The sequence below is a fragment of the Hydrogenophaga sp. FW305-3-2-15-A-LB1 genome, from assembly GCF_058787875.1.
Window position 1 is genome coordinate 20,988 of record NZ_JBYTAE010000041.1, and the last position, 12,230, is coordinate 33,217.

A 12,230-nucleotide genomic window follows, 5' to 3' on the forward strand; every position below is an offset into this window, starting at 1 on the left:
GCTGGCCCTTGTCAGTGCTCGCACGCCTGCCCCAACTGTCCATCGCGTTTCACGCTGGCCCGCGTCTCATGGTCTCGGCGACGACGCCATTGCGTGTGGCCCAGGCAAGCGACAGGACGTGTTTTGCCATGAAACGGCTGGCGTGAGTCATCCGAGGAGTGCCGTCCGCAATATTCAAAACGACGATCCGCGCTGGATGGGTTGCTGCCGCGCTTGCATGCCAGAGTTCCAGAAAGGGTTTCAAGTCATCTCGGGGCCAATGTTGATAAGAAACTTCAAGTTGTGCTGGTCGCTCGTGCTCATCAGCGCTGTTACCGGGAGCTGGAGCAGATGGGTCCATCGCGATCACCTCGACTTTGCAGGTTGGGCTCCGGAACTTGACTGTGTTTGCCAGCGTGCTCGGGAGCATGGCGATGCACTCCGAAGTAGCCGGTACCGGATGTCCCAAGGTCGCAGTCGCCATGTTCACGACCAATCCGATCCTGTGGCGCGTCACTGCCGTACGAAGTTCCTGTAGCACGACCTGCCGGTCTGTGAACTGATTCACTTCGAAGTCCCGCTGAGGTGTGAACACCAACAGGATCGGATCATGCTGCTGGTTGACCAGGGCGAGCTTGCCGAGCAGCGCCTCAAGCCGCAGGGATTTTTCACGCTGCACGTCGGGGCTATGCAGCACCCCATGAGATCGATTGGTCGAAACGACCGCGACAGGACCTAAATGGCTCGGCGCAGCCGTCTGGTCAAAGGTTCCGTCTAGAACTACAGTGGCGCAGATGGCCAATGCGAGCGATCGCCCAGATACCACGCTCATCGGTGCGCGTCGCTCGCGTTCTCTGCGAATAGCGGTGACCAGAAACGCGGTCAAAACACCGGTAATCACAAATGTCAGCGGGCCCATTCCGCCTTTGCCGATGAATAGCCAACCCAAGCTCGGATGTGCCAAACCCCATCCACCCATGGGTGTGACAAGTGTGACGACCCACACGCCCAGCATGGTGATGAACCGCCTAAATGCAGTTGGGTGGTGGCCACCAGTGAGCGCCCATGCCGATGCGGAGAAAGCCAAAACCAGGCAAGCGGTCATCAGCCTTTCCCATCCATCGGTGCCCTGTGTGACTAGGAGTTCACCGATAACGTACGGTCCGAGCGCGCCAAGGTAATGGCCAGCGGAGATTGCCAAAGCTCGCATACGCGTTGGCTGAAGTCCGCACATGAAAGGCAGCACGATGCTGAGGGCGCCTCCCCATGCGGTCCCCGGCCAGGCCACATAGCCAAGTGTCAGTCCACAGACGCCAAGCGCAAGCAGATACATCTCAAGACTGCGCTTCACTGCCGTACCCCTGGGTGGCGTGGGGCTAGTAGGCCCATGTGGGAGGCGATTCGTGACAGGCCCGTCGAACCAATCAGATGGGACCGGAGGGGGACGCGAAGCTGGGACGCTGGCTCGCCAGCTCGCGCGAGATGGATCCACCTGCGATCCGCATCGTATCGGTCGAGATGAAGATCCCAGGTGTCATGGCCTGAGAGCGCGATCTCCAGCGTCAACCAGTCGCAGATTCCCTGTGTCAGTGCTTCAGATGCGGGTAACACCGCACCCACTTTCGCGACACATGCCCCTTCGATTTCGAGCACAAATTTCAGGACAGCCATGAGACGCGCGCGCTCCTGCTCACGGCGGAGCCATCGCGTTGGCCAGCCTCGTTCACTGCATGCCACCAGCAGGATGAAGCCGAGGCTCGATGCTGGGCTGTGTGCGGGTTGATGGGCTGGTAGTGCCAGCTCATGCTGAAACGTCGCACCTCCAGGCAGCGCGTGTTCCAGCAAGAAGCGGGTGGTCTCAGGTTCCCAGTGCTCAAGCTCGGCTATCCACGGTAGCCGGCGCAGGACATTTGTGCGTAAGCCTTCGGGCGCCCAATTTTGCAGGGCATCCTGAACCATGTCCCAATGTGCTGAGCGCGGCCGCAGAGCTGGGCCGTTATTGACGTCCACATGGTCCATCTCGCAGAACAGCACGGGAATCGCCAGGAGTTCATTGAAAGTTACTTTTTGGCGGTGCCGGTAGGCCAGCCGGGTCGCCGTCACGGCCAGTTGGTCCAGATCCTCTGCGGTTTGTGCGCCAGGATCCATCGCGCTCTCGCCTGTTTGAGGGGAAATGCTCCCGGTAGCCCTGGTCTGCCTTCCCTGTTGTATCTCGCTCAAACACTCCACGAGCAGTGATTGCCGTTCTTCTTTCATGGCATCCCTCCGGTCTGGACGGAGGACTGTTTCGCAGGAACCAAGTTAGATGTCTCCTGGCTTATGCTGATGCGTGATGGTTTTGTCATGGCTGCATCAGTAGTCGCTGTCCTGCCAGAGGCGGTAAAGGTGGTCTTCCTCCATCTGATCTTGAATCTGCTTGTAGGGATCGTCATCGTCGTCATCGGAGTTTGATGATCGGCCTCTCGTGCTGCTGTTGCCTTGAAACGCGATTACGACAACAAAAATCATGAATCCGAGCACCAGCCAGGTTGTGGAGTTCATACCCGAGCTCCTGTGAGGAAGGAACCTCGGCCAAGCGAGCGCCGTGGTTCCCTCGCGATGATTCGTGCAAGGGCCCAACGCAGAAAGCAAATCTGCTCTTGCAGGTTGCTAGGTTCAGGCATCGTGCGCAGCCCAAGCTCGTCGACCATGGCCTCGAGCAGGGGATCCAAAGCACTACTGGTCGCCCAGAACGAGAATGCCAGGCCGGGCCGCAATTGACGCAGCTTCTGCACGAGCAGGTTGCGTCCGCACACTGACTTTAAGAGCCAGTGGGGCGCCCTGGTCATAGATCGATTCAGCGCGGCAACGTCGAAGTGCTGTCTCAGGCTGCGGCGCCACGCCGTGGCGCGAATCGCTTCTTGGTGAGTGGGAGTCATTCGTTCCTCTTGCGTGTGATTGGTTAGACCAAGTTCGCACAAGAGGACCTGATGTCAAGGCCGGGCGCTCATTTTTTGTCGACTGCAGCTCGCCTAGCAGGCCGCTGGCAAACTGAGTACATCCGATGAATGAAATTCCTTGTGAGTGCCCCTGTCAGTCCTCACCAAACCAAGTTGCGATGCCCTTCGCAGATGCACGCTTTTCCGCAGCGCTCAGCTTGCTTTCTGAGCATGGGCGCCTAGAATATTTTGGAATGATTGCGTTCAACGAGGAGTTCAAATGACGGCGCCAGACTTGCTCAAAATATTCATGGCTGTGGGAATCTTGGTGGCCATATGTGGAATCCGTTGGCTGAACGGAGCGAGCGCCGAGCTCAAAGAGGAAATGCGGCGTGAGCGAGAGCAGATGGCTCGTGATGAAGAGTCCCTCTGAAATGTTCACATCATCTAGAACTCTTGCTGATTGAGCTGGTGGGTGATCGCGTTGCCTCTTCTTCCCACTCATGGCCCTAGTCAGGCTACAGCCTTTCTATTCTTTGTGCGTTCGTACGCTGGCGCAAACATGGTCTTAAAACTTGCAGCAAAAGGGCTGGCAACTTGTGCACCTTCGTCCGAAGGCTCGGCAGCATTGACCTGGATGTTCTCTAGGGCGCCGAGGGGAATCGATGGAGCCCGAGGAGTCAATGGGACTTCCACTGCAGCTGGCGTGGGGTGTTGTCCGAAGAGTGGTAAGCCCCCACGGTTCATGACTATTCGGAACTGGTAGCCCAGATGAACCAACTGTAGGATCTCCATGTTGAGTCCTGCTGGGCTGATCCCCTTGAGATAGTCCAGGACCCCGACCCCATCGGGGGGAATGGTTAGCCGGACCCGCAGAACTTCGCCAGGATTTTTTGATCGTTTTCGCTGCGTCATTGTGTGCTCCGTTTGATCAACGGTTTGCGGAGGCTTCGTTCGCAGAGTAGTCGGCCACTACTTGGAAACCGCGCACGTTGGAGAAGGTTGAGCCACCATCCATCTTCAGGCGACGGCGCAGCTCAGGCGCATGTGCGCGGAGAAACTCAAAGAACACCGCGCCACCGCCGCCACAGACCAAAACGTTGTCGAAGTCGTTCAAGGCGCCTGCCGTGTTGAGCATCGCCTCATATCCACGTCGAAGGACCTCGTTGATGGCACCCTTGTAGCGGGCCATTTCGTAGTCCTCGCCACCAATGCGAACGGTTTCACGGTTGTCGCGGATGGCCATGTCAATCGCCTGAATGACACCGTACTGGTTCTTCAGGTCCGGATGGATCGCTTTGGCCACCTCGTACGCACACGCCAGCATCGACTCTGGATGAGCACCCGAGCGTTCGTAGTTGGGTACCTTGTCGTAGGCCGCCAGAAAGTCAATCGTTCCGCCGCCCACGTCGACCACGAGATTCCACCCGCTCATCTCGAAGTCCTTGTGTGTGAGGCCGTAGTAGTAGAGGGCTCCGAGGGGTTGCACCATGACGGAGGCGTTCAGCACCGTTACGTGCCTTGCACCCACTTCAATATCTGGGCTGGTCACGGCGTGCCGACCGATGACCAGCTCGCGCAGGTGGTTCTCGTATTCGTCAAAGGTGTTGAGGGGGAGTCCTACGGTCAGGTGCTGAATCGTCATCTCTTTCGGATTGCCTTCATCGACCAGCATGTAGTGCATAGCCCCCCGCATGAGCGCGAGGTAGGAGGGAGAGGTGCAGTAGTCCTTCATGACGTGGCGTGGCTGGAGCCCCTTGAGGTGCATCTCGACCCCACGACCGGCAAAGTGTGGCACCCCATCGATTTCGCTGATGCATCCGTCGGCCCCAAGGGTGCCGGGTGCATGTCGGAAAGTGGCGCCCGCCCGCAAGGTGGCGGTGATCGACGGAAACAGGTCCGCATGGATGATCGGGACACCTCGTGCCACCTTGTGGCCACAGGTGAACTTGGTATTGGCGTAGCCCACGTCGATGGCTCGTGCGGGAACAGTGATCAGATGTGCGTCGCGTTTCATAGGTCTCTCCAGGTTTCTTGCCTGCACAAAATTGTGCTGCTGGGAATTCTGTTGGGGCCTTCGCACCTCTGCAAGCGATGCGGACCAGTTGTTGGCCACGGGAGGCCAAGTCGGGCCAGTGCAGGCCACAAACTGCAACTCTTGCGAGGCGACCCTTATCCACGCTGTTGTATTGGCCAGGGTGGGCCACCCGAGGCCATTGGCGACCACAAAGTGTTCGCGTGGGAGGCGGGTCCCTACAACAAGTCACAGTAGGGGCCGCAGGAGGCCATGGCAGGCCAGTGGCGGCTTCGACGCACATTGCGCGCGCGGGGCTGAAGCTGGTTTCTTCGAAGGTGAGGCCACGGGTGGCCATGGACGGTCACAACGTGTGGGTCAGCCAAAGAATCGCACCTCACTGCGGCGTGAACCATCTTGTCGAAACGCGCAATCAGGTGGCTCCATTTATGTAGGGAGCTAGGAGCAGGGCTGCCATTTCTTGTTTCCTCAATCGACGGATCGTTTTGCGCGTTCAAGTGTCGTGTTGACGGCGAGATATCAACAGGGCACTTTCAAACAACCCACTTGGGGTGTCTGCAGGAGTGGTGGCAACCAGAGTGATATGAAGGCTTCTGATCTGAAAGGACTTTTTTGCCCGTTGGCATGAGTGACACGCTGCGGGAGAGTGTTTTGCCATCTGTGGACAAGGGCTCGGGCAGACTGCGTTGAGCGGTACCTATCCCCAACTGGTCCGCATCACAAGACAAGACTGCAAACAGCATCTACTATTCGCTCACCTGTACCTCTGGTACTTAGACATCCCAGTGATGTCCCACTCCCTACACAGGGAAAACCGCTAACCGACGCTTCACCATGAGTGTCCTAAGGCAACAAGCCGACTTCCCACGTTGGAAGTCGCAAACCAAGACGGTGCTCTGTATGGAGCGCCGCAAAACAGGTCGAATAACGACCAGCTGCTGAGCCCGCGACGCGGTTCAGAAGTGGCGACCCCGAATGGGGACTGCCCACAGCAAGCCAACCAGGCCTTCCTTCTTGGAAGCCGCCAGCCAACGCTCTGAGCTACGGAGCGGGTGCGGACGCGTAAGCGTATAGATCAACTCACGTTTTGACTTTGCACTGACGACTACCTGCGGGTGGTTCGTCACAAGTACCTCCCGCCTGGCGCGTTTGCCGGGAGCCCTCAGGGCCTAAAAAGGGGCAGGTTGGACAAGCTGCAAAGGACAACGCCGCCAAATCAGTCTGGCGGTGAAGTGAGTTCACCTGGGTAGTGAATAACTGCTCTGGTCTAGCCTACCCACAAGGCTCTGTCTGAACAAGACAGTACCCCCCCGACGATGTCCATGCGTCGGGGTGCCCATCAAAAAAGGATGGGGGTCACACGGGGATTCCACCTGTGCCGACAGGACAGCTTGCTAACGAAAAACGGAAACCACCGAAGACTGACGTGCCTTGCCCAGGGGCCTTGTACCGGGCGACCAGTAGCAAAAAGACAAACGAAAAGCCAGAGCGATCTGGCGGTTTGGGCCTGCCTGAAGGTTTAGACATGCGGGTGCGTAGGGCGCCCGCAGGTGTTAGCCCTCATCACGACGCAAGTCACAACAGGAGAAAGAGAAATGGCGAAAAAATCTGGCAATGGTCGCGGAAAACGTCGCGAATCCCGAGCGAAGTCGCGTGCCGAAACACTCACCACGGGAGGGCCGGGAAGCGAAAATCCACGCGCGCTAGAAGCGATCAAGGCACATCCCAACGACCCGTTGCGGCAGATGGTGTGTTTCCTGCGGAACCTGGCCCTCAAGTCTTCAACCGGCCGCAAGCGCAACGTCGGGGAGAAGACGCTAACAGCGTTCGGAAGCACCATGAAGAATCTGATCCAGGATTTGAGAACGCTGAACATGCCCATTCAGCGCATTGACGAAATCGGACAGCGTCACGCTGTGGCGCTCACTGCATACTGGGCCAACGAACTGGGTCATACGGCAAAAACGATCACCAACAAGCTGAGCGTGATTCGTAAGTTCTGTGAGCTCATCGGCAAGATTGGTGCAATTCCGAAGCGGGAAGAGCTTTACGAAGCACTTGCCGCGAAAGGCGTGGACAAGGCCGCCGTCACTTGTGCGCAGGTGACCCATGGCAGCAAGAGCTGGAAGGCTGCCGGGGTGGATGCCCAAGCGATCATCGAAGTTGTCGCGATCGAAAACCCTCAGGAGGCCATCCTGTTTGAGCTCGAACTGAACTTCGGCTTGCGTGTCAAAGAAGCGCTGAGCTTTCGCCCGCGTGAGGCCGAGCGCCGTGATGGCATTGCAATCAAACTTGGCACGAAGGGTGGCGCGGGCCGCTTTGTGCCCTTCATGAAGGATCCTGTGAAGCAAGCCAAACAGCGCGATGTTCTTGAGCGCGCGCGCGCCTGGGCTGATGAGCACAACAACAAAGGTGAGATGGGCTACGAGCGCATGACGATGGAAGAGGCGCGGACCAAGTACTACCACGTGCTGCGCAAGTACGGCATCAACCAGAAGGCTATGGGGGTCTCGAGTCACGGCCTGCGTCACCAGTTCGCAGCAGACATGTTCGAAGACATCACCGGCCACCGCCCGCCAGCTGAGGGTGAGGAGACGCCAGCGTGGTTCAAACAGAACCGTGAACTGGTTGACCACGCGTACAAGAAGGTGTCAGAGGCTCTGGGCCACTGGCGCAAGGACATCTCCACGGCCTATCTCAGCTCGGTCTCCATGATGAGCAAGCAGCAAAAGCTGCGCATCGAAAAGCGGATCGAGATGTTTCAGAACACGCCCGGCGTCGCCACGGGTTTGCTGATGCTTGGTGTGGAGCGTGCGTGGCTGACTGGGCGTGCCGCATTGGGTATCGACATGCCCCACAGCGAGCGCATCGTTCTCACCGTTAACCTTGACGAGGGCGTCAAGTTGGACGTGCTCAAAGATGTCCACGCGCTGCTTCAGAAGTTGCTTCCTGGCCGCGTTCTCGTAGCCCCGCTCTTGGGCGGCGGCGTTCAGCCTGAGAACGGTGTTGAGGTGTCTCTGCGCTGATGAAGAAGGTGGGCAGGTGCAATCCTGCCCACCGTATGGTGATGCACGATGCCTAGTTCTCAGAGCGCATTTATTCGACCTAAAGCGGGTTCTTTAGGCCGCGTGCTGTTCAATGAGCGACAAGACTTCACGCTTGCCCATTGCAATCTTCCCCAGAATTTCAGGAACACGTGCAGCTCTTGGCGCGGCGCCGCCTGACTCCCATTTCCAGATTGACAAGGCTGAGACTCCCAGCAGTTGCCCCATTTGTTCCTGGGTGAAGCCGAGTCGGGAGCGTTGGGCTTTCAGACGCTCCGCAGTGAACGTCACTTTACGGCCTGGTTTCCCCCGGGGTGTATCGGGAGATGGTTTGGTCGTCCGTGAAGGTTTGGCCAAGGAGGCTGAGGAGGAGGGCGCCACGCGCAACTTCTCCAGTTTTTTCAGACTCGACTGAAGCGACTTGACCTCTTTCTTCAAGGCCGAGAGGTCGGAACGCTGGGTCGTGCTGAGCTTACGCAGCGATGTGATCTCCTCGCGCAGTTCCTTGCGGGCCACGCGGGCGATCTCTTTTTTGAGGGTTTCGGCAAAGGTGGTCATGCCCGCATCGTACGACAGAGCCCGCGCTGCATCCCATACTTGTATGAAAGCCGGCGCATTTTTCTCGCCGGCTAGTCGGTATTGATAATGGGTGTTTTCAACACCAATTCGTTTGGGCGCCCTGAATCTGCACCTTGGTCGTATCTGCGTTGTGTGCCGCTATCGATCGACTCGACTTAGGTCCGAGCGGCAGCGTTGGCCCGAGCCTGCACCTGGGCGCAGGCCTGCATCAGTTGATCGAAGGGCAGGGCATCACCCACCATGACCTCGTCCTCCAGCATCTTGGCGTAGTCAGCGGCCAGCGCGTCTCGTGCGCCCCCCTCGGGCACGATCCGCAACGCGCCCAGGACGGCGAAGGTGTAGTTGATGGTCTTGTTGTCGGCGGCCTTCTCGCTGAAGAACCAGGACTTGTGTTCCGCTACCTCCCGAGCCACGGCGCGATCAGCAATCACAGCATCAAAGTGTTCACTGCGCATGATGGCCGCCAGGTCGTGCCAATGGCGCGCGTACCGCTCACCTCGGATTCGTCCCTGCGCGCAGTAGACGTGTGTCGCTGTCGCCTTCTCCCAAAAGGTCCGTGCCACACCCATCACCTGCGGCAGTGCCTGGGGGAACGACACGCCATCGACATGACCGGCCATGTCGCAGGTGATGGGGAGCACGCCATGCGGCTCCCCAGTGGCGCGGCCACCAAACTCCAGCGTGATGACGGGTGAAACATACCCAGTGCCCTGCTTGATTGCCGGGTAGTGCAGTTGGAGTGTGTCGTGCTCCGCGCCTGCGATTTCCAGCGTTGCCTCAAGTCGCTCGCGCTCAAGCGCTGCCTGCAGATGGGGCTGTACGGTCGATCCGATCCAGTCGGGGAGCCGATCCCTGACGGCCTTGCTCCATTTGCTGGCCTGGCTGCGGCTTGCCGGGAGAAAGTACCCGTCACCGGTGAGATCCGGGATCAGTTTGCGGATGTCCTAGGTGAGGTCGATGTCCTCGGAGAACCGCTCGATGATCTTGTACGCCTTGGACAGCGATGTGCCACCCTTGAAGGTGAGGTCGGCTGCAAACGGCGATTCAAACAAGACGCCGAGCGTCCAGACGACCCACAGGTCCTTCTCCAGCAGATGGGCAGGTCTGCCCGTCCTCGCCCGGGCCTGCTCCAGAACTTCGTTCTGGTCCTCCTTGTTCAAGTCGAAGTAGCGCTCAGCCACGCAGCGTCTCTTCGCCGATGGCCCTGGCCATCCAGGAGGGCAACGCCGCTCGGGCCGCAGTCAGTGCCTGCCACTCGGCGGGCGGCAGCGTGCGATGCAGGGTGCTCAGCGATTCGCTCACGTGGGAGGGCCCCATCCAGGCCAAAGCGCGCACGGCGGAGCCGGCTGGACCTGGGCCAAGCGCCAGCATCCAGCGAGGTGCGTGTTTCACCATGACCTCGGAGCGGCCGAGCTTGAGATGGTGGGTGCGTCCCGAGGTCAGGTACACCTCGCGAATCGGCACCTGTTGGGTCAGCCCCAGTGCATTGGCCGCATTGGCTCCGTGAGGCGACACGACCTCGCCATGTTGGGCGGCCAGGGCCTGGACCACTTTTTCTGGTGAGGGCGCACGCGTTCCGAACCGGCTGGACACAGGCATGACGTACGTGCCCCGCGCCACACGCAACAGCTTGCCCTCTTTGGTGAGGCGAGACAAAGCCTGGTCGACCGCATCGCGGCTTCCCATGTGCAGAAACTCCTTGGGCGACAACACGCCTCCCTCGGGCAGGGACTCTGCGTGAAGCAGGATGAACTCAGGGAGCGTGACCATAGTGAAACCAGTTTATCAGAAAGGAGTTTCAGTTTCTGACACCAAGAATATCGTTTCGTTGTCCTGAAAGCTGCTTGCGTTTCGGTGGGCCGTGCAGCGACGGGGGTGCTTTGGATGCTGGCCATCCCACGTTTGGCGGCTTTGATCGGGCTGCGCAGCCGCCCCAGTGCCAGCCCAGTCACTGCGGCAGAGACCTGCTCATCAAGCGCCTCCGACCATTTCCCTCGCCCACGATGGAGATGATGTGCACGACTTCGTTGCCTCAATGGCTGCAAGCAAGTGTCTGATCGGGCAATGGGATACTTTGGCAATATTCGCAGCCCAAGGTTGGACCCCATCGAAATTGCGACCATGACACCTGTTGAAGGATTGAGCCCGTGAGTGGACCGCTGTGAACCACGCCACCCTCGTCACGCTCCGGGACCGCCACCCCGCCTGGAGGTTGCTGGCCTCGCCGCATGCGCCGCTGGTTGCCAACTTCCTGCACCGGGTCTTCGTGGCGCCGAACGAGCGCGTCATCAGCGAGGCCGACCTGGCCGAGGCACTGGAGGACGAACTTTTTGTCTTGCGCGAGCAACTCGGATCCGAGACCTATCCCAAAGGTGCTTCGGAGTACCTCAACGACTGGGCTGCTGCCGACAAGGGCTGGCTGAGAAAGTTCTACAAGCCCGGTACCGACGAGGCGCAATTCGACCTGACACCGGCCACCGAGAAAGCCATTGCATGGTTGGGGTCGCTCACCGAACGGGCGTTTGTGGGAACCGAGTCACGCCTGCTGACGCTGTTTGCACTGCTGGAGCAGATCAGCGCTGGCACCGAGATTGATCCGATCAAACGCGTCGACGACCTGCGCAAGAAGCGGGATGAGCTCGATGTGGAAATCGCTCGCGTTCTGGCGGGCGATGCGCCCGTGCTGGACGACACTGCGGTCAAGGACCGCTTCCAGCAGTTTCAACAGATCGCCCGAGAACTGCTCTCCGATTTCCGCGAGGTGGAGCACAACTTTCGCCTGCTCGATCGCAAGGTGCGCGAGAAGATTGCTCTCTGGGAAGGCTCCAAAGGAGCGCTGCTCGACGAGATCATGGGCGAGCGCGATGCGATTGGCGACTCGGACCAAGGCCGCAGTTTCCGCGCTTTCTGGGACTTTCTCATGTCCAGCAGCCGTCAGGAGGAACTCTCAGCGCGGTTGGATCAGATACTGGCGCTACCCGTGGTGGCTGCGTTGAAACCCGAGCCGCGCACCCGCCGCGTGCACCACGACTGGCTTGAAGCCGGCGAACACACGCAGCGCACCGTGGCTCAGTTGTCGCAACAGCTGCGCCGTTTTCTGGACGACCGGGCCTTTCTGGAGAATCGGCGCATCCTCGACTTGCTGCACGGCATTGAGAGCAAGGTGCTGGCACTGCGGACTGCTCCCCCCACCGTTGGCTTGATGACGATCGATGCGATGGGGGCAGACGTTGAGCTGCCACTGGAACGACCCATGTTCACGCTGAGTGTGAAGCCGCGTCTCGCTGATCTCGCGCTGGAGGTGGACCCAGCAGAAGGCGACATCGACACCGCTCGATTGTTCGACCAGATCGTTGTGGACAAGGCGCGCCTGCGTGCAACGGTCCAGCAAGCGCTTCGAGTGCGGGCGCAGATCACGTTGCGTGAGTTGATCAACGACGAGCCACTACAACAAGGACTGGCCGAATTGGTTGCCTATCTGGAGTTGGCCCACGACGGTGACGTCGTTGGCGGTGGCGCAGCATCAGTGGATGGCTTGCGTGCTGTTGTTGACGACACTGTTGAAGAGCCCATCCGGTGGATGGCGAGCAATCCAATGGGTGAACCGGTGACGCGCGAGGCGCGTCTGCCCCGTGTGATCTTCACGCGATGACGTCCGTCGTCGTGGCTTGGAAG

The 12,230-nt window shown here is 59.3% G+C and carries 8 protein-coding genes and 1 pseudogene; 2 read left to right on the top strand and 7 right to left on the bottom strand.

What is annotated here, in order from left to right; genetic code table 11:
• Positions 1-49: 49 nt before the first annotated feature.
• The 4 genes from AC3WPZ_RS14120 to AC3WPZ_RS14135 all read right to left on the bottom strand — a co-directional run bounded on the left by AC3WPZ_RS14120 (position 50) and on the right by AC3WPZ_RS14135 (position 4,914).
• A complete protein-coding gene (locus tag AC3WPZ_RS14120) occupies positions 50-1,084 on the bottom strand; it encodes a hypothetical protein (RefSeq protein WP_492440148.1) in 1,035 nt (344 codons plus the stop codon).
• A gap of 242 nt (positions 1,085-1,326) precedes the next feature.
• Complete coding sequence (locus AC3WPZ_RS14125; protein WP_492440150.1) at positions 1,327-2,235, bottom strand: hypothetical protein; 909 nt, start codon at positions 2,233-2,235, stop codon at positions 1,327-1,329.
• A gap of 96 nt (positions 2,236-2,331) precedes the next feature.
• A complete protein-coding gene (locus AC3WPZ_RS14130; protein ID WP_492440152.1) occupies positions 2,332-2,520 on the bottom strand; it encodes a hypothetical protein in 189 nt (62 codons plus the stop codon).
• Between the two features lie 1,308 nt (positions 2,521-3,828).
• Positions 3,829-4,914: a ParM/StbA family protein gene (locus AC3WPZ_RS14135; RefSeq protein WP_492440154.1), complete on the bottom strand. Its 1,086-nt coding sequence runs from the start codon at positions 4,912-4,914 to the stop codon at positions 3,829-3,831.
• A gap of 1,613 nt (positions 4,915-6,527) precedes the next feature.
• On the opposite strand from AC3WPZ_RS14135, the gene AC3WPZ_RS14140 reads away from it, so the two are divergent.
• Entirely contained in the window at positions 6,528-7,958 is a 1,431-nt protein-coding gene (locus AC3WPZ_RS14140; RefSeq protein WP_492440156.1) for a tyrosine-type recombinase/integrase, read from the top strand.
• 93 nt (positions 7,959-8,051) lie between these two features.
• Here AC3WPZ_RS14140 and AC3WPZ_RS14145 read toward each other — a convergent pair whose 3' ends face one another.
• From AC3WPZ_RS14145 to AC3WPZ_RS14155, 3 genes and pseudogenes are all read right to left on the bottom strand, one after another.
• Positions 8,052-8,534, bottom strand: coding sequence for a helix-turn-helix domain-containing protein (locus AC3WPZ_RS14145; protein ID WP_492440158.1), 483 nt, complete (start codon positions 8,532-8,534; stop codon positions 8,052-8,054).
• A 176-nt stretch (positions 8,535-8,710) separates the two neighbouring features.
• Positions 8,711-9,736, bottom strand: a pseudogene (locus AC3WPZ_RS14150) (nucleotidyl transferase AbiEii/AbiGii toxin family protein).
• Positions 9,729-10,325, bottom strand: a complete 597-nt coding sequence (locus tag AC3WPZ_RS14155; RefSeq protein ID WP_492440160.1) for a DUF6088 family protein — start codon at positions 10,323-10,325, stop codon at positions 9,729-9,731. The pseudogene AC3WPZ_RS14150 and the gene AC3WPZ_RS14155 overlap by 8 nt, the downstream one beginning before the upstream one ends.
• A 391-nt stretch (positions 10,326-10,716) precedes the next feature.
• Here AC3WPZ_RS14155 and AC3WPZ_RS14160 point away from each other — a divergent pair, with 391 nt between their 5' ends.
• Positions 10,717-12,207: a DUF3375 domain-containing protein gene (locus tag AC3WPZ_RS14160; protein WP_492440162.1), complete on the top strand. Its 1,491-nt coding sequence runs from the start codon at positions 10,717-10,719 to the stop codon at positions 12,205-12,207.
• Positions 12,208-12,230: the final 23 nt, after the last annotated feature.